The 18,289-nt window shown below is 65.6% G+C and carries 16 protein-coding genes; 9 read left to right on the top strand and 7 right to left on the bottom strand.

Features of this window, described 5'->3' with window-relative positions; translation table 11 throughout:
* Positions 1–3: 3 nt before the first annotated feature.
* Genes EBN1_RS08450 through EBN1_RS08435 form a run of 4 tightly spaced genes read right to left on the bottom strand, consistent with a single transcriptional unit; the run spans position 4 to position 2,018 of the window.
* Positions 4–477 (bottom strand): F0F1 ATP synthase subunit B, encoded by a 474-nt coding sequence (locus EBN1_RS08450; RefSeq protein ID WP_011237531.1) that lies wholly within the window; start codon positions 475–477, stop codon positions 4–6.
* A gap of 58 nt (positions 478–535) precedes the next feature.
* Positions 536–784 carry a F0F1 ATP synthase subunit C gene (atpE, locus tag EBN1_RS08445; RefSeq protein WP_011237530.1) on the bottom strand — a complete coding sequence of 83 codons (249 nt, stop codon included), beginning with the start codon at positions 782–784 and terminating at the stop codon, positions 536–538.
* Positions 785–843: 59 nt separating this feature from the next.
* Positions 844–1,674, bottom strand: coding sequence for a F0F1 ATP synthase subunit A (atpB, locus tag EBN1_RS08440; protein WP_011237529.1), 831 nt, complete (start codon positions 1,672–1,674; stop codon positions 844–846).
* Between the two features lie 2 nt (positions 1,675–1,676).
* On the bottom strand, positions 1,677–2,018 hold the full coding sequence (locus EBN1_RS08435; protein ID WP_011237528.1) for an ATP synthase subunit I: 342 nt from the start codon (positions 2,016–2,018) through the stop codon (positions 1,677–1,679).
* A gap of 447 nt (positions 2,019–2,465) precedes the next feature.
* Here EBN1_RS08435 and gabD point away from each other — a divergent pair, with 447 nt between their 5' ends.
* Entirely contained in the window at positions 2,466–3,926 is a 1,461-nt protein-coding gene (gene gabD / locus EBN1_RS08430; protein ID WP_011237526.1) for an NADP-dependent succinate-semialdehyde dehydrogenase, read from the top strand.
* 61 nt (positions 3,927–3,987) lie between these two features.
* Here the strand turns inward: gabD and EBN1_RS08425 are convergent, their stop codons facing one another.
* Entirely contained in the window at positions 3,988–4,899 is a 912-nt protein-coding gene (locus EBN1_RS08425; protein ID WP_011237525.1) for a LysR family transcriptional regulator, read from the bottom strand.
* 283 nt (positions 4,900–5,182) lie between these two features.
* Between EBN1_RS08425 and EBN1_RS08420 the strand changes: the two genes are divergently transcribed.
* The 6 genes from EBN1_RS08420 to EBN1_RS08395 all read left to right on the top strand — a co-directional run bounded on the left by EBN1_RS08420 (position 5,183) and on the right by EBN1_RS08395 (position 14,448).
* Positions 5,183–6,370 (top strand): acyl-CoA dehydrogenase, encoded by a 1,188-nt coding sequence (locus EBN1_RS08420; protein ID WP_011237524.1) that lies wholly within the window; start codon positions 5,183–5,185, stop codon positions 6,368–6,370.
* Positions 6,371–6,378: 8 nt separating this feature from the next.
* Positions 6,379–7,602 (top strand): CaiB/BaiF CoA transferase family protein, encoded by a 1,224-nt coding sequence (locus EBN1_RS08415; RefSeq protein ID WP_011237523.1) that lies wholly within the window; start codon positions 6,379–6,381, stop codon positions 7,600–7,602.
* A 183-nt stretch (positions 7,603–7,785) separates the two neighbouring features.
* The gene (locus EBN1_RS08410; RefSeq protein WP_011237521.1) at positions 7,786–8,784 is read left to right on the top strand and encodes an ABC transporter substrate-binding protein; all 999 of its coding nucleotides are present in this window, start codon (positions 7,786–7,788) and stop codon (positions 8,782–8,784) included.
* Complete coding sequence (locus EBN1_RS08405; protein WP_011237520.1) at positions 8,766–10,643, top strand: sensor histidine kinase; 1,878 nt, start codon at positions 8,766–8,768, stop codon at positions 10,641–10,643. The genes EBN1_RS08410 and EBN1_RS08405 overlap by 19 nt, the downstream gene beginning before the upstream one ends.
* The gene (locus tag EBN1_RS08400; RefSeq protein ID WP_011237519.1) at positions 10,640–11,077 is read left to right on the top strand and encodes a response regulator; all 438 of its coding nucleotides are present in this window, start codon (positions 10,640–10,642) and stop codon (positions 11,075–11,077) included. The genes EBN1_RS08405 and EBN1_RS08400 overlap by 4 nt, the downstream gene beginning before the upstream one ends.
* 5 nt (positions 11,078–11,082) lie before the next feature.
* On the top strand, positions 11,083–14,448 hold the full coding sequence (locus tag EBN1_RS08395) for an EAL domain-containing protein (protein WP_011237518.1): 3,366 nt from the start codon (positions 11,083–11,085) through the stop codon (positions 14,446–14,448).
* A gap of 15 nt (positions 14,449–14,463) precedes the next feature.
* Here the strand turns inward: EBN1_RS08395 and EBN1_RS08390 are convergent, their stop codons facing one another.
* Both EBN1_RS08390 and EBN1_RS08385 read right to left on the bottom strand, forming a co-directional pair.
* Positions 14,464–15,399 carry a recombination-associated protein RdgC gene (locus EBN1_RS08390; RefSeq protein WP_011237517.1) on the bottom strand — a complete coding sequence of 312 codons (936 nt, stop codon included), beginning with the start codon at positions 15,397–15,399 and terminating at the stop codon, positions 14,464–14,466.
* 75 nt (positions 15,400–15,474) lie between these two features.
* Positions 15,475–15,945, bottom strand: a complete 471-nt coding sequence (locus tag EBN1_RS08385) for an SRPBCC family protein (protein WP_011237516.1) — start codon at positions 15,943–15,945, stop codon at positions 15,475–15,477.
* Positions 15,946–16,001: 56 nt separating this feature from the next.
* On the opposite strand from EBN1_RS08385, the gene EBN1_RS08380 reads away from it, so the two are divergent.
* Positions 16,002–16,721, top strand: a complete 720-nt coding sequence (locus tag EBN1_RS08380; protein WP_011237515.1) for a 16S rRNA pseudouridine(516) synthase — start codon at positions 16,002–16,004, stop codon at positions 16,719–16,721.
* A 401-nt stretch (positions 16,722–17,122) separates the two neighbouring features.
* Entirely contained in the window at positions 17,123–18,286 is a 1,164-nt protein-coding gene (gene earP, locus EBN1_RS08375; RefSeq protein WP_011237514.1) for an elongation factor P maturation arginine rhamnosyltransferase EarP, read from the top strand.
* Positions 18,287–18,289: the final 3 nt, after the last annotated feature.

Raw genomic sequence — 18,289 nt, 5'->3', positions numbered from 1 at the left:
GGCTTATTGCAGTTCCGTTTTCAGGTTGGCGAGCAGGTCGGCATGCACCTGGGCGTTGATTTCGCGACGCAGGATCTTCTCGGCGCCGGCGACAGCCAGATGGGCGACCTGGTCGCGCAGCGCTTCCTTGGCACGCTGAGCGGCCGTGCCGGCTTCGGCTTCGGCGGCTTCGCGGGCCTGGGCGATGATGCGGGCAGCTTCGGCACGGGCGTCGTCGAGGAACTTCGCCGCCTGCTTTTCGGCGGAGGCACGCACATCGCCCGCGGATTCGCGAGCCTTGCGCAGTTCATCGACGACCTTCTTCTCGGCGAGCGAGAGGTCGGCCTTGGCCTTGTCCGCAGCTGCCAGCCCGTCTGCGATCTTCTTCGCGCGCTCGTCGAGCGCCTTCACGATGGGGGGCCACACGAACTTCATCGTGACCCACGCCAGAATGAAGAACACAACGAGCTGAGCGATCAGGGTTGCGTTCAAATTCACTGTTCTTGTCCCTCGGTTGTGGTCGGAGAGGCCGAAAGAGGCGAAATAAGCGAACCGATCAGACGAGCTGGAACGGGTTGGCGAAGGCGAACATCATTGCGATACCGACACCGATCAGGAACGCCGCGTCGATCAGACCAGCCAGCAGGAACATCTTGGTTTGCAGCGCGTTCATCAGCTCGGGCTGACGGGCGGAAGCTTCGAGGTACTTGGAGCCCATGATGCCGATACCGATACAAGCACCGATGGCACCCAGACCGATGATCAGACCAGCAGCCAGAGCAACAAAACCCAGAACGTTTTCCATGACGACTCCTTGAGTAAAAGATTGATGAAGTTGAAAAACCAGGTACTGCAAATAAACCGTTAGTGGCTCTCGTGAGCCTGGCCGATATAGACCAGCGTCAGCATCATGAAGATGAAGGCCTGCAGCGCGACGATCAGGATGTGGAAGACCGCCCAGATCGAGCCGGCGACGATGTGGCCGAGGAAACCGAACACCGTGGCGGTGCCGCCGAGCAGCGCGATCAGCATGAAGATCAGCTCGCCGGCGTACATGTTGCCGAACAGCCGCATGCCGTGGGAGACGGTCTTGGCGACGAACTCGATGATCTGCATCAGGAAGTTGACCGGCCACAGCAGCGGGTGGCTGCCGAACGGGGCGGTGAAGAGCTCATGCACCCAGCCCGAGAGGCCCTTGATCTTGACGTTGTAGTAGAGGCAGATCAGCAGCACGCCCATCGACAGGCCGAGCGTGCCGTTCAGGTCGGCGGTCGGCACGACGCGCAGGTAGGCATGCTCGTTGCCGGAAATCATCGCCCACAGGCGCGGCAGCAGATCGACCGGCAGGAAGTCCATCGAGTTCATGAGGAAGATCCACAGGAACACCGTCAGTGCGACCGGTGCGACGAACTTGCGCGATTCGGCGCTGTGGATGATGCCCTTTGCCTGGTCGGCAACCATTTCGACGAGGATCTCGACGGCGGCCTGGAAGCGGCCGGGGACGCCGGGAGTCGCCTTGCGGGCGGCGCGAATCAGGAAGAACAGTGTGATGACGCCGAGCGCGATCGAGAAGAACAGGGTGTCGAGGTTCCATACGCTCCAGTCCACCACTGCCGTCTGGGCGTGGCCGGTGGAGTTCATATGGGTCAGGTGGTGGACGATGTATTCGCCGGAGGTCGGTGTTTCGGTAGCCATGGTCAGGTCTTCACCAAAAATGCAAATAAATTCGCCTTGAGTGCCAGGATCAGGCCGATGAAGATGCCGCCCCAATGGACGCCTTCATAAAACTGCCCAACCAGCACCAACAATCCCACGATCGACGCGATCTTGAGGAACTCGCCGATAAAGAAAACGATCACATTCGCTCCGCCCTGTCGCTTCGCGGCCAGGTGCAGCCGGAGCGCGAAAACCGCATTCGGCAAGACGCAGGAAAGCCCTCCGAGGGCTGCGGAAATTCCGCCGCGCAGGCCGAAAAAAACGGCCGCAATGGCCGTAGCTGCGATCGTCGCGCCAAGCTGCAGGAAAACCATTTTGAACATGGGATCCGCCGAGGCGATGCGCAGCGTGCGCAGACCGCTTCAAAAATTCCGGCAATACTAGGGGCTAACCGCTACGAAGTCAAACCGATATTGCATCTTGCGACATAGGCAGCGTCAAGTCATGCATCTTATACAAGATATCTAACCAGGTCGCGAAAAATTGCGCTCAGCGTCGTCCCGGCAAAGTCGTCGGCATCCCTGGAATGGTCGGGTCTCGGGCGCGGAACAAGCTGAAGATCTCTTCATCTGCAGCCGGGCCCGGACGAAAATGCTACGCTGCCTGGCGCGCATTTTGACAACCTGCGCGACCCCGCCTAGGGATGCGCACAAGTGGTTCGAGATGCTCGACGTGCTGAAGATGCGCGTGAAACGGACGTTCGACCTCTACCACGCGGGCAGTCTCGACACCGGATTCGTGCGGCACCAACCCGACCAAGGAGCCTTTCCATGACTCTCGCGTTAAATGACCCCGACCTCTTCCGCAGCCGCTGCCTCGTCGGCGGCACGTGGGCCGATGCCGACAGCGGCGCGACGATCGCGATCCACAACCCGGCCACCGGTGAGCAGCTCGGCACAATCCCGAAGATGGGCGCCGCGGAGACGCGCCGCGCGATCGATGCCGCCAGTCGCGCGTGGCCGGCGTGGCGCGCGCTGACCGCTGGCGCCCGGGCGCGCGTGCTGCGCAAGTGGTTCGACCTGATCGTCGAACACCAGGAAGATCTCGCGCTGCTGATGACGTCCGAACAGGGCAAGCCGCTCGGTGAGGCGCGCGGCGAAGTCCTGTACGCCGCCTCGTTCGTCGAATGGTTCGCCGAAGAGGCCAAGCGCATATACGGCGACGTGATCCCCGGCCACCAGCCCGACAAGCGCATCGTCGTGACGAAGGAGCCGGTCGGCGTGTGCGCTGCGATCACGCCGTGGAATTTTCCGCTCGCGATGATCACGCGCAAAGCGGGTCCGGCGCTCGCCGCGGGCTGCACGATGGTCCTGAAGCCGGCCACGCAGACGCCCTATTCGGCGCTCGCGCTCGCCGTCCTCGCCGAACGCGCCGGCGTGCCGGCGGGCGTGTTCAGCGTGCTGACCGGCTCCGCGACCGAGATCGGCGGCGAGCTCACCGCCAACCCGATCGTGCGCAAGCTCACTTTCACCGGATCGACCGAAGTCGGCATCAAGCTCGCCGCGCAATGCGCCCCGACGATCAAGAAGCTCTCGCTCGAGCTCGGCGGCAACGCGCCGTTCATCGTCTTCGACGACGCAGACCTCGACGCCGCCGTCGACGGCGCACTGGCGTCGAAATACCGCAACACCGGCCAGACTTGCGTGTGCGCGAACCGGCTGCTGGTGCAGGACAGCGTGTATGACGCCTTCGCCGAAAAGCTCACCGCCGCGGTCGCTAAGCTGAAAGTAGGCAACGGCGTCGATGAAGGCGTCACGCAGGGACCGCTGATCGACATGCGGGCGGTCGAGAAAGTCGAGGAGCACATCGCCGACGCGCTGGCGAAAGGCGCTCGCGTCGTCACCGGCGGAGGGCGCCACGCACTGGGCCGCACTTTCTTCGAGCCGACGATCCTCGCCGACGTCACGCCGCAGATGAAAGTCGCGCGCGAGGAGACGTTCGGCCCGGTCGCGCCGCTGTTCCGCTTCAAGGACGAGGCCGAGGCGATCCGCATGGCGAACGATACCGAGTTCGGCCTCGCCGCCTATTTCTATTCGGTTGGAATGAACCGCGTGTGGCGCGTGTCCGGCGCGCTCGAATACGGCATCGTCGGCATCAACACCGGCATCATCTCGACTGAAGTGGCGCCGTTCGGCGGCATGAAATCCTCCGGACTCGGCCGCGAAGGTTCGAAATACGGCATCGAGGATTACCTCGAGATCAAGTATCTGTGCATGGGCGGCGTGCAGTAGGCTTCCTCGCAGTCGCCGCGGCGCAGGCGGCCGGGGGCGCTTCGGCCGCCGCATGCGCAGTTCACTCCAGCCCCGCCTCGACGCGGTATTCGGCCGCCGCTTCCAGCAGCCAGTCGCGGAACGCCGCGAGCGCAGTGGTTTCGGCCTTGCGCTCGGGAATGATCAGGTAGTACGCCTTGTCGCTGAGGTAGCCGTGGCGGAACGGGATCACGAGGCGGCCGCTGTCGAGTTCTTCCTGGATCAGGAACGGCGGGATCAGCGCGACCCCCATGTCGTACATCGCAGCCTGCGCGAGCATCGTGAAAAGTTCGTGGCGCGCGCCGGTCAGGTCGTGCGCGACGCGCATGCCGAGCGACTCGAACCACAGCCGCCACGCGTACGGGCGCGTCGTCTGCTGCAACAGCGGCAACGCGGCGATCTCGTCGGGCGCGAGGCCGGCTCTGCCGGCGAGCAGGCGCGGGCTGCAGACCGGCACCGGGTTCTCGCGCATCAGGAAATGTCCTTCGGTGCCGGGCCAGCCGGCGTCGCCGAAATACAGCGCCGCGTCGAGCTCGGTTTCGGCGAACAGGAACGGACGGCTGCGGTTCGTCAGATTCACCGTGACGCCGGGATGGCCGGCGAGGAAGTCGCCAAGGCGCGGCAACAGCCAGCGCGTCGCGAACGTCGGCACGACCGCGAGCTCGATCGTCGCGCCGCGGCCGTGGTGCGCCATCACCGACAGCGTGTCGCGCTCGACCGCATCGAGCCGCGCCGTGATCTGCCGGCTGTACGACAGCCCGGCTTCGGTCAGCGTCACGCCGCGCTTCGTGCGCCGAAACAGGCGCAGGCCGAGAAACTCCTCGAGCCCGGCGATCTGGCGGCAGATCGCGCTCTGCGTCAGCGACAGCTCCTCGGCCGCGCGGGTGAAGCTTTCATGCCGCGCGGCGAGCTCGAAAGCCAGCAGCGCCGTCGTACTGGGTATCCTGCGTCGCATTCGCGAACCTCCTGAAAATGCACGATGTGCAAGCCAAACGCTTACGAGCGGACGCGAGGTAATGCTGGAACGCCGGAAAGCGCGTGGTTTCACCGTGATATCTTAACCGCGTCCGCGTTTCGGCCGATTTACGAAGTGATTTTTTTGCACAACGTGTGGCGGAATTTTCGGTTGTCCCGAGCGCCTTCGATTCGCTACAGTGCGGACACAGGCAAAGCGTGGCGCACTTTTGCATCGCGCCGGCGCATGTTCGAATATCCGCAGCATTGAGGAGACTTTCCAAATGGCAACGAACCGCGTGACCTTCAACTGGGCAGACCCCCTGCACCTCGACGAGCAGCTGACCGAAACCGAGCGCCTGGTGCGCGACACCGCGCGGGCGTACAGCCAGGAACGCCTGCTGCCGCGCGTGCAGGAAGCTTTCCGCCATGAAAAGACCGACCGCGCGATCTTCAACGAGATGGGCGAACTGGGCCTGCTCGGCGCAACGATCCCCGAGGAATACGGCGGCTCCGGCATGAACTACGTGTGCTACGGCCTGATTGCGCGTGAAGTCGAGCGCGTCGATTCCGGCTATCGCTCGATGATGAGCGTGCAGTCGTCGCTGGTGATGGTGCCGATCAACGAATTCGGCACCGAAGCGCAGAAGAAGAAGTACCTGCCGAAGCTCGCGACCGGCGAATGGGTCGGCTGCTTCGGCCTGACCGAGCCGAACCACGGCTCCGATCCCGGCAGCATGGTGACCCGCGCGAAGAAAGTCGACGGCGGCTACAGCCTGTCCGGCTCGAAAATGTGGATCACGAACAGCCCGATCGCCGACGTGTTCGTCGTCTGGGCGAAGGACGACGAAGGCCAGATCCGCGGCTTCGTCCTCGAAAAAGGCTGGAAAGGCCTGTCTGCTCCGGCGATCCACGGCAAAGTCGGCCTGCGCGCGTCGATCACCGGCGAAATAGTCATGGACGAAGTGTTCGTGCCGGAAGAGAACGCCTTCCCGACGGTGCGCGGCCTCAAGGGCCCGTTCACGTGCCTGAACTCGGCGCGCTTCGGCATCGCCTGGGGTGCGCTCGGCGCCGCCGAAGCGTGCTACGAGACCGCCCGCCAGTACACGCTCGACCGCAAGCAGTTCGGCCGTCCGCTCGCCGCGAACCAGCTGATCCAGAAGAAGCTCGCCGACATGCTGACCGAGATCACGCTCGGCCTGCAGGGTTGCCTGCGCCTGGGCCGCATGAAGGACGAAGGCACGGCCGCGGTCGAGATCACGTCGATCATGAAGCGCAATTCGTGCGGCAAGTCGCTCGACATCGCCCGCGTCGCGCGCGACATGCTCGGCGGCAATGGCATCTCCGACGAGTTCTGCGTCGCGCGTCACCTCGTGAACCTCGAAGTCGTGAATACCTACGAAGGCACGCACGACGTGCATGCGCTGATCCTCGGCCGCGCGATCACCGACATCGCGGCGTTCTCGAACTGATCCACCCCATGTCGGGCGCCCTGTCGCATATCCGGGTGCTCGACCTGTCGAGGATTCTGGCCGGCCCGTGGGCCGGCCAGATCCTCGCCGACCTCGGCGCCGACGTCATCAAGGTCGAGCGTCCGGGCGAAGGCGACGACACCCGCCACTGGGGTCCGCCGTTCCTCAAGGACACCCACGGCCACGACACCGACGTTGCCGCGTATTTCCTCTGCGCGAATCGCAACAAGCGCTCGATCACGGTAGACATGACGAAGCCGGACGGACGGCAACTGCTGCGCGACCTCGCCGGCAAATGCGACGTCGTGCTGGAGAATTTCAAGCAGGGCGGGCTCGCGCGCCACGGCCTCGACTACGCGTCGCTGAAAACCGTCAATCCGCGCCTCGTGTATTGCTCGATCACCGGTTTCGGCCAGGATGGACCGTACGCGGCACGCGCCGGCTACGACTTCCTGATCCAGGGCCTCGGCGGCCTGATGAGCCTGACCGGACGGCCCGGCGACGAGCCGGGCGGCGGCCCGATGAAAGTCGGCGTCGCGCTGACCGACATCCTGACGGGCCTGTACGCGGCCAACGCGGTGCAGGCGGCACTCGCCGCGCGCGACAGGACCGGCGAAGGCCAGCACATCGATCTCGCGCTGCTCGACGTGCAGATCGCGTGCCTCGCGAACCAGGCGATGAATTACCTCACCACCGGCGTGTCACCGGGCCGGCTCGGCAACGCCCATCCCAACATCGTGCCGTACCAGGACTTCCCGACCGACGACGGCTACATGATCCTCGCGATCGGCAACGACGCGCAGTTCGCACGCTTTTGTGAAGCGGCCGGTGACCCCTCGCTCGCGACCGACGCCCGATTCGCCACCAACAAGGCTCGCGTCGGCCACCGCGCAGTGCTGATCCCGCTGCTCAACAAGCTGACGATCCGGCGCACGACGACCGACTGGATCGCGCGGCTCGAAGCGCTCGGCGTGCCGTGCGGACCGATCAACACGCTCGCCGACGTGTTCGCCGACCCGCAAGTACGCGCGCGCGGACTGCGCATCGACCTGCCGCACCCGCTCGCCGGCCGCGTGCCGCAGGTCGCCAGTCCGATGCGCCTGTCGGCGACCCCGGTCGAATACCGTCTCCCGCCGCCCCTTCTCGGCGAACATACCGACGAAATTCTCGCCTCGCTGCTGGGCTTGCCGGCCGAACGCATCGCCCGCCTGAGGCATGACGAAGTAATCTGAGCGCCTCCCGGCCTGCGCTTCCCGCCTCCCGATCGTGCCCCGGACACGACGATCGACACGTGTGCCGACGCAGCTTCGCATGCTCGGGTTCGAAATTTCGCTTGTAGAATCACGCTCCTACCGCAAACATGAGGCGGGGCGCCGAACCGGCCCCGCGGAACCGGTTTCAGGTGAGGATCAGTGATGTACAACGCCTTTGTCGCGGCGGCCTTCGGCCTCGCGATGATGTTTCTTGCCGGGTGCAGTGAAGCGCCGTCACCGCTGCCGCTGAGCGTCGGCGTCAGTCCATGGATTGGCAACGATCCATTCGTTTTTGCATATGAACGCCGTTATATCGACCGCAACCGCATCAAGGTCGTCGAACTCGCATCGAACTCCCAGGCGTTGCGTACGCTCGACAACGGCCTGCTCGATGCCGCGGCGCTGACGCTCGACGAGGCACTGCGGCTCGCGGACAAGGGGGCGGCGATCCGCATCGTCGCGGTGCTCGGCATCTCGCACGGCGCCGACGCGGTCGTCGCGCGCGCACCGATCACCAAACCCGCGCAGCTCAAGGGCAAGCGCATCGGCATCGAGGACAGCGCAGCCGGCAGGCTGGTGCTCGCGCGGATGATCGAGAGGAGCCCGCTTCGATCCGGCGACGTGCTGCTGCTGCGGCTCGAAGCTTCGCAGCAGGAAGACGCGCTGCGCGACGGCTGGGTCGATGCGGTGATCACCTACGAACCGATGAAGTCGCGCCTGCAGGGCGACGGCTACCAGGTGATATTCGACAGCAGCGCGATGTCCGGAGAGCTCATCGATGTGCTGGTCGTGCGTGCCGACGTGCTCGAGCGTCGTCTCGACGATGTCGTGGCCCTCCTGGCAGGGTGGCAACGAGGCGTCACGGCGCTGCACACGACCCCCGACGCCTTCGCCGACTTCCTTGCGCCGAGCACGAGCCTCACCCCGGCGCAATACCGCGCGGCGCTCGACGGGCTGACGTTGGTGCCGCTGCGGCAGAGCGTGGAACTCCTCGCCGGCCAGCCGGCTCGGTTCGCCGCCCGTCACGCGGCGCTCGCAGAACTGCTGGTCGATCTCGAAATGATCGACGGGCTACCGGACTGGCAAGCGCTGATCGATGACAGGCCGGCGCGCGCGGCCGTGAAACGAACGGAAAGCGGGTCATGGTCTGGCCAGCGCTGACGGTCCTGCCCGGCCGCATCCTCGCGCCGCTGCTGCTGGCTGGGTTTGCGCTCATCGGCGCGGCGCTGAATTACGTGATCCAGGTGCAGGAGTTCCGCGACCAGGTCGCCAGCGAGCAGCGGCGACGGCTCACCGAGATCCTGAACTTCGAACAGAACCGGCTCGAGATCCAGATCGGACTGGCAAGCCGCTTTCACCTCAGCCGTATCGTCGCCAGCATGGGCCTTCGCTCCGCGCTCACGAACGCATTGCTGGTCGATGCCAACGGCCAGGTCGTCGGCGCGATGTTGCGCGCGCGGCTCCACCGCCCTCTCACCGATGCGATCGCCTCCGAAGCTCCGGCGGTTCGCGCCGGCCTGCTGGCAATCGCGTCGAGCCGGGGGAAAGGGATCGAGATCGTCGAGCCGCACGGCGACTTCGCGCTGGTGGGTCGGGTGGCGATCCGTCCCGACATGACGCTGATCGTGCGCAACGATCTCGGCATTCCGCTCGCGCTCCGCGCCGCCGCTGGGCACTACGAGCTCTGGCGGGAAACCGCGCTGATCCTGCTTTTCACTGCGGCGCTCGCGATATTGCTGCACGTGCTGTGGTTCAGCCGCACTGCCCGGCTGACCCAGGCAGTGGCGGCGATCGGGGAAGGGCGATTCGACACGCGCAGCGGCCTGGCCGGGCGCGACGAGCTGGGGCAGATCGGCCGGGCGCTCGACCGCATGGCCGACGATCTGCGAATACGCCAGGCAAACCTCGAGCAGCTGTCCGCGCTGATCGACCATTCGCCGGTCGTCGCGATCGAGTGGCGCAACGCAGCCGGCCTGCCCGTCACGTATGTCAGCGACAGCGTCAGGCAATGGGGCTACACGCCGGACGAACTGCTGTCGGGCGCAGTCCGCTACCGCGACCTGATTCACCCCGAAGACCGCCCGCGCCTGCGGACCGCCCTGGTCAGCCATCTGGCCGGAGGGCCGGATGATTACCGCGGGGAGCATCGCGTGCGTCACGTGAGCGGCCAGTGGATCTGGCTGGACGGCCGCACCTGGCTGAGCCGCGACGCGAGCGGCAGGGTCACGCACGTCCGCAGCGTGCTGCTCGACGTCACTTCGCTGAAGAAAACCGAGGCGGCGCTGTTGCGCCTCAATGCGACGCTCGAAGCGCGCGTCGTCGAGCGCACCGGACAGCTGGAAGCAGCCAACCGCGAACTCGAATCGTTTTCGTACGCCATCTCGCACGATCTCAAGGCCCCGCTGCGCGGCATCGACGGCTACAGCCAGATCCTGCTCGAAGACTACCGCGACCGGCTCGACGACGAGGGGCGGCAGTTCCTGGCCAACATCCGCCGCGGCGTCGCGCAGATGCACGAACTGATCGAGGATCTGCTTGCCTATGCCCACATCGAGCGCTCGGCGCCGCAACCTGAACCGGTGTCACTGCAGCAGCTCGTCGACGAGGTCCTCGACAGTTACGCCCACGAAATCTCCGCGCTCGGCGCAAAAATCGACGTCGATGTGCGAACGCCGGAACTCTCGGTCGACCGCAACGGCCTCGCGCTGGCGCTGCGCAACCTCGTCGGCAATGCATTGAAGTTCAGTCGCGACGCGGCTCCTCCCCGCATCGCAATCAGCAGCCGCGAGGAAGCGGGCGCGGTGCGGCTGGAGGTTCGCGACAACGGCATCGGTTTCGATATGAAATATCACGATCGCATATTCGGCATCTTCCAGCGGCTGCACCGCGCCGACGACTATCCCGGCACCGGCGTCGGCCTGGCGCTGGTGCGCAAGGCGATCGAACGCATGGGCGGGACTGTGCGGGCCGAAAGCGGGCCCGGCAAAGGCGCCACCTTCCTCGTGGAGTTTCCCTTATGACCACTGAAGCCGCTTCCGGCCCGATCCTCCTCGTCGAGGACAACACCGTCGACCTCGATCTGGCACTGCGCGCCTTCGCGCGCCGCGACCGGACCAGCCCGCTCGCGATCGAGGTTGCACGCGACGGCGAAGAGGCGCTCGCCTTCCTGCCACGCTGGGAAAGCGGTCATCCGACGCCCGCAGTGATCCTGCTCGACAACAAGCTGCCGCGCGTCAGCGGCCTCGACGTGCTGCGAAAGCTCAAGACGCACGAGCGCTTCCGGCGCATTCCAGTGGTGATGCTGACTTCATCGACCGAAGACGAGGATGTCAGGACGGCCTACGCTGCCGGCGTGAATTCCTACATCGTCAAACCGATCGAATTCGGCAAATTCATCGAAGTCGCCGAGCAGATCGAGGTGTACTGGTGCACGGTGAACCACAGCCAGAGATGAAGACGATGCGCGTCCTCTACATCGAGGACTCCGAAACGGATGCGGATCTGGCGCGGCGCAGGCTCGCGCAGCGGGCTCCCGAAATCGCGCTGGAAGTGGTCACGACGCTGCAGCGCGGACTGTCTCGCCTCACAGCGCAGCCGCCGCCGTTCGACGTCGTGCTGTCGGATCTGCATCTGCCCGACGGCACCGGCCTCGACCTGCTTGCGCACGTGCGCCTGAATCATCTGCCGGTCGCAGTGGTCGTCCTGACCGGCGCAGGCAACCACGAGGCAGCGATGGCAGCGCTGAAAGCCGGCGCGGATGCGTACCAGGTCAAGCGCGCCGACTACCTCGACCAATTGCCCGCCACGCTGCGCGGCGCCCTGGCGCGATTTCGCGACCCGGCCGGGCGGCGCACTCGCCCGCTGCGCGTGCTGTATGGCGAACAGGACGAACTCGAAGCGCTGCGAACCCACCGCCACCTCGCGCACTATGCGCCGCACATCCACCTGACCATCGCCACGAGCGCCGCCGAAGTGCTGGCCCGCCTGCCGGCCGCTCTCGACACGGCATCCGACTTCGACGTGCTGCTGTTCGATCACGCCCCCGGCGACCTCGACGGCCTGGAACTCGCGCGCATCGTGCGGCACGAGCGCCGCCTCGCGCTGCCGCTCGTGCTGGTCTCCGCCCACGGCGGCGAAGACCTCGTCGCGCGGACGATGGAACTGGGCGTCGATGATTTCATCGCGAAATACCCCGGCTACCTGCACGCGCTGCCGGCGACACTCGAAAAAGTGCGCGAACGCGCCGAACTGATCCGCGAACGGGCGGAACTGCGGGCGACCACAGCCCATCTCACGCACCTGCTGTCGGCGAGCCCGACGGTTCTCTACACGCTGCAGATCCGCGACGACGGCAAGCCGCAGACGAGCTGGGTCAGCGACAACATCGTGTCGATCCTCGGCGTCAGCTCCGCAGATGCCCTTTCACCGGGCTGGTGGCTCGCGCACGTGCATCCGGACGAGCGCGCGGCGTGGATCGCGACACAGACGGTGCTGCTGCGCGAAGGGCACCGCAGCCACGAATACCGCCTGCTCGGCGGCAAGGAGCAGGTGACGTGGATCCGCGACGACGCGCGCGTGCTGCGTGACGACAGCGGGACAGCGGTCGAAGTGGTCGGCACCTGGACCGAGATCACGGCGCAAAAGCAGACCGAGCTGCTGCAGGCCGCGCGTAGCGCCGTGCTGAACCGGCTCATCGGCGACGATCCGCTGCCGGTGATCCTCGACGATGTCGCGCGGCGGCTCGAAAGCCTCGCACCGGAAATGCGCGTCTCGATCCTGCTCCTCGACGAAGCCGGTAGCCGCCTCGTCCATGCCGCCGCGCCGAACCTTCCCGCCTTTTACGTCGACGCCATCGAAAACCTCGAAGTGGCGGAAGGACTGGGGACCTGCGGCACTGCAATGGCCCGCGGCGAGCCGGTGTTCACTGAAGACGTGTTCGTCGACCCGGACTGGGACGCTTATCGCGATCTCGCACGCAAGGCGAATTTTCGTGCCTGCTGGTCATTCCCGTTCCGCGACGACGGCGGCAAGCTGCTCGGCACTGTCGCAGTCTATTTCTACCGGCCGCGCCCGATCGACCCGGCGATGATCGAACTGATCGACGAATTCTCGGGCCTGACGTCGCTCGCGGTGCAGAAATTCCGCGCCGCAGCGGCATTGCGGCAGACGGCAGCGGTCATCGAGAGCACGCGTGACGGCGTCATGGTCACCGACCTGTCGCAGCGCATCGTCAGCGTCAATCGGGCGTGGTGCGAAATCACCGGTTTCTCCGAAGAGGAAGCGCTCGGGAAAACTCCGAGCATGCTCAAATCCGGCCTGCAGGACGACGCGTTCTACCGCCAGCTGTGGGACTCCGTCGCGCACACCGGCCACTGGCAGGGCGAGATCTGGAACCGCCGCAAGAACGGCGAGCTTTATCCGCAGTGGCTGAGCGTCAGCACCGTCTACGACGAGGACCACAAGCCGGTCCGCTACGTCGGCGTGATGACCGACATCAGCCAGTTGAAGCAGTCCCAGGCCCAACTCGAGCGCCTTGCGCATTACGACCCGCTGACCAACTTGCCGAACCGCCTGCTGGTGCAATCGCGCCTCGAACACGCGATCGAGCAGGCGAGCCGCCAGCAGCTCGGCCTCGGCGTGCTGTTCATCGACCTGGACCGCTTCAAGAACATCAACGACAGCCTCGGCCACGCCACCGGAGACGAGCTGCTGGTCGCGATCTCGTGGCGCCTGCGCACGCGCCTGCGCCCGGAGGACACGCTGGCGCGCTGGGGCGGCGACGAGTTCCTCGTCATCATCGACAACCTCAGGAAACCCGACGAATCGGCCAGCGTCGCGCAGAACCTGATCGACCTGATGGGCGAACCGTTCTCGCTGCCCGGCGGCGAAGTCGTGTATGTCGGCGCGAGCGTCGGCATCAGCCTCTATCCGCAGGACGGCACGAGCGCCGCCGAGCTGATCCAGCATGCCGACGCCGCGCTGAACCAGGCCAAGGCGCAGGGACGCAACACTTTCCGCTTCTTCACCGAAGCCTTGAGCCAGGCGGCGCAACGGCACGTTGACCTCGAGCGCCGCCTGCGTGTCGCGCTCGAACAGCAGGCGTTCGTCGTCCATTACCAGCCACAAATCGACATCACCACCGGCCGCGTGACGGGGTGCGAAGCCCTGGTGCGCTGGCAGGCCACGGACGAAGGCGCGGTGTCGCCGAACCGCTTCATTCCTTTCGCCGAGGAAAGCGGCCTGATCGTGCCGCTGGGCGAGTGGGTGCTCGAGACCGCCTGCCGGCAGGCGCGCACGTGGCGCGACGCCGGCCTCGCGCCGCTCAGGGTGGGCGTGAACCTGTCGGCGCGCCAGCTGTGGCAGGCCGAGCTGCCGGACCGCATCGCGGCGATCCTCCAGCGCACCGGGCTGCCGCCCGAATGTCTCGAGCTCGAGCTCACCGAGAGCATGATCATGGGGCACGAAGCGCAGGCCGAGCAGCGCCTCGGCCTGCTCAAGTCGATGGGGCTGGGGCTGGCGATCGACGACTTCGGCACCGGGTACTCGTCGCTCGCGTACCTGAAGAACTTCCCGATCGAAATGCTGAAGATCGATCAGGGCTTCGTCCGCCACATTCCCGACGACCGCAAAGACATGGAGATCACCGCCGGCATCATCGCGCTGGCGCGCAAGCTCAACATCAAGGTGCTCGCCGAAGGGGTCGAAACCGACGCGCAGCTCGCGTTCCTCACCGAGCAGGGCTGCGACGCGTACCAGGGCTACCTGTTCAGCCGCCCGCTGCCGGCCGAGGATTTCGCAAAGCTGCTCGCCCAACGCGCGCGCTAGCCGTGCCGTCGCCGGTCACGCCGCCGGCCGCAGCTCGACGCCGCTCGCCCCGGCGTTCAGCTCGCCGCCCAGGGCGTCGATGAGCGCCGGCAGCAATCGGCCGAATTCTGCCGTCATCAGCGCGAAACCGCCGTCGAACAGCGCGCGCGCATCGTCCGCCCCCTGCTCGTCGAGCTTTTCCCTGACGACATCAAGGAAATCGACGCGCTTGATCTCGAGCTTCTCGCTCAGCACGAAGCTGACGCGATCGTCGAACGTCAGCGCGAGACGCGTCGGCAGCTTGCCGGCCGCGAGGTGGCCGCGCACCTCGTCGCCTTCGAGCGGGTGACGCACGTAGCGCACCGCAGCCTTGTCCTCGCCGACCGAGCGCAGCTCGCAATCCTGGTCGATCGTAAACCCGGCCGGCGCTTCGCCACCCGCGAGCCAGTCGGCCATCGCGCCGGTCGGCGAACGCTCGGTGCGCAGCAGACCGAGCGGGAGTGCATCGAGAGACTGACGCAATGCCTCCAGCACGTCCTCGGCGCGGGCCTGGCTCGGCGCATCGATGCCCAGCCACCCGCCGACAGGGTCGATCCACGCGAAGACCTTGCGGCGTCGCGTGAAGGCCCGCGGCAGCAGTTCCTGCATCACCTGTTCGCGCAGGTCCTTCATCTGCTTGCGGCCGAGCTTGTAGCCCTGGCGTGCGGCGATGTCCTCGGCGCGCTCTTCGGCCTCCTGCTTGACTACCGACGACGGCAGCAGCTTCTGCTCGAGGCCGAGCGCGATCAGCCACTGGCCGCCGACGCGGTGCAGCAGGAATTCGTCACCGGTCGGCGACACCCAGCCGCGGGTTTCCTGATCCTGGCTGCCGCATGGCACGAACCGCTTGCGCGCCAGCTGGTCCTCGAGCGTCTCGGCGCTGATGTCCCAGCCGGCGGGAAGGCGATAAACCTGCAGGTTCTTGAACCACATGAAGATTTTTCCGGATTTTCGATGATCGGACGGCCGCTCCGGCGCACTCGCGACGATGCGGCGCATGACGAGAGATTACTGGATGCGTCCCGACTCGGCGATCATGCGGATCACGCGAACAGTGTCGAGATCCGACTGATGATAAGCGGCCTTGACGTATTCGGCGTAAGCCCGGTCCGGACTTCCCGCCTCTTCGGGCAACGTCGTCAGGTAGCGGAAACGCAGCACGAGGACGCCTTCGGCCGGTTCCTCGATCGTGATCGTCAGGCTGCCTCCGGGATGGCTTGCAGTGCGCTCGGACTCGAAGCGGATCGATTCCATCGGCATCAACGTGACCCGGTCGCGAATCAGCGCGCTGCCGAACTGCAGTTCCCGGACGAGCTCGCTCTCGCTGCGCTCGACGATCATGCACGCTTCGAGCCCGGGCAGGAACGGCCGCGCATCTTCAGCCCGGCACAGCAGGCCGAACCACACTTCTTCGCGATTGAGCTCGGTGAGCAAGGGGTCGGCGGGGTCATTCACCACCACCACATGTTCAAAGTTCACACTCCACTCCCGTACCGCGGGGGGCAACAGTCCAACGCTTCGGTTAGCATCCGCCGATGCATATCGAACGAATTCTCCACTCCCAGGGCTTCGGCAGCCGCAAGGTTTGTCGCGCCCTGATCCGTGCCGGCCGCGTGACGATTTCCGGCCAGATCCAGGACAATCCTTTTGCCGACCTGCCGACCGCAGACCTGGTCTTCACGGTCGATCGCGAGACCTGGCGGTTTCGCGACAAGGCCTACCTGATGCTGCACAAACCTTCCGGTTACGAGTGCTCGCGCCAGCCGCAGTTCCATGCGCCGGTGTTCGCGCTGTTGCCGGAACCGCTGGTGAACCGCGGCGTCCAGCCGATCGGCCGGCTGGACCAGGACACCACCGGCCTGCTGCTGTTGTCCGATGACGGCCAGTTCATCCACGTCTGGAGCTCGGGCCGGAAACGCGTGCCGAAAATCTACGAAGTCGCCGTGCGTCACCCCGTCAACGAGACGATGACCGAGGCGCTGCTCGCCGGCGTGCAGCTTCACGACGATCCCGAACCGGTCGCAGCGGCGGCTTGCGAACGGACCGGGGAGCGGAGTCTAAAGCTGACGATCACCGAAGGCAAGTACCACCAGGTCAAGCGCATGGTCGCTGCTGCCGGCAATCGCGTCGAGTCGCTGCACCGCAGCGGCATCGGCGGCCTGATGCTGCCCGACGACCTCGCCCCCGGCCAGTGGCGCTGGCTGGACGACGGCGATCTCGCCCGGTTGGCCGATTTCGATACGACAACAGACTGAAAAACCGCACCCGGAAACGTTCGGCGACCTGCCAGCCAAATCATTTTCCCGTTCGCTGAAGACGCTTTGTACAGCAGAGTCCGGGCGCCGTCCAGCGCCGCTCGAAGTGGTTTTGCGCAGGTTCGGTGAGGCTGCGGGTTTTCGTTTGCCGCGTTTCGCGGGTTCGTGTTTTTGTTCTTCTGTTTTTTAAGATTAATTAAAGATAAAGAAGTATACAGTGCCCGCTTTTCTGTGGATAAGTCGATTTTCTCCAGCAGTCCCATGCGATTCGGCGCGGGACAAAGCCGTAGATAAACCTGCTGTTCACCTGTGTGCGGATTGTGGTCGAATTCAGGCTATTCGCCGTTGAAGCCCTTTTTCCACAATGCATTCACGCTTGTTCCCTGTGCTTGTCCACCAAAATGAACGCTTGCGCTGACGAACGCCTTTTCGACTGGGACATCTTCTGCCGGGTTGTGGATAACTTCGGGGATATCGGGGTCTGCTGGCGCCTGGCCAAAGGGCTTGCGGGCGATCACGGGCTCGCAGTCCGCCTGTGGATCGATGACCTGGAAGCGTTCTCGCGGCTGTGTCCGGAAATTTCGACGGTCGACGGACGACTCCTTGCCGCCGGCGTCGAAATTCGTCGCTGGAGTCGCGACTTTCCGTCCGTCGAGCCGGCCGCCGCGGTCATCGAGGCGTTCGGCTGCGAGCTGCCGGAAAGTTATCTGGCGGCGATGGCGGCGCGCCCATCGCCGCCGCCGTGGGTCAATCTCGAATACCTGTCGGCCGAAAGCTGGGTCGACGATTGCCACCGCATGACGTCGCCGCACCCCCGCCTGCCACTGGTGAAGCATTTCTTTTTTCCGGGTTTTTCGCCGCGCACCGCAGGGTTGCTGCGCGAACGGGGCCTGCTGGATGCGCGCGACCGTTTCCAGGCACAGCCGGCGGCACGGGAGGCGCTGCTGCGCTCGCTGGGGGTCGCGACGCCGCCACCGGGAACGCGCCTGATCTCGCTGTTCGCCTACGCACAACCCGCACTCGCAGCGCTGCTCGCGCGCTGGGCGGACGGCGACGAACCGGTACTGCTGCTCGTGCCCGAAGGCCCCGTCGTCGGCGACGTGATGCGTTTTTTCGGCGATGAGCGAGTGGCACCGGGTGCGTGTCGCCGGCGCGGCGCGTTGACGGCGGCCGTCCTGCCTTTCGTCGACCAGGAGCGCTACGACCGCCTGCTGTGGGCGTGCGACGTCAATTTCGTCCGCGGCGAAGACTCGTTCGTGCGCGCGCAGTGGGCCGCCCAGCCGTTCGCGTGGCACATTTACCGGCAGGAACAGGACGCCCACCGGATCAAGCTCGAAGCTTTTCTCGACCGCTACACGGCGACGATTGAACGCAGCGCAGCGGCAGCGGTCAGGCAGTTCTGGCTCGCGTGGAACGGATGGGGCGACGTCGCCGCGGCGTGGCGCCTTTTCGAGGTCGCGTTGCCTGCGCTCCGCGCCCATAACCGGTCCTGGGCGCAGGCGCTTGCGAGCGCGCCGGATCTGGCTTCCTCGCTGGTGCAATTTTCGCGGAACGCAGTAAAATGACCG

The organism is Aromatoleum aromaticum EbN1 (genome assembly GCF_000025965.1).
In the GTDB taxonomy this organism is placed as follows: domain Bacteria; phylum Pseudomonadota; class Gammaproteobacteria; order Burkholderiales; family Rhodocyclaceae; genus Aromatoleum; species Aromatoleum aromaticum.
Note: the sequence above shows the minus strand (reverse complement) of the source record. Positions and strands in the feature narration are given on the sequence as shown.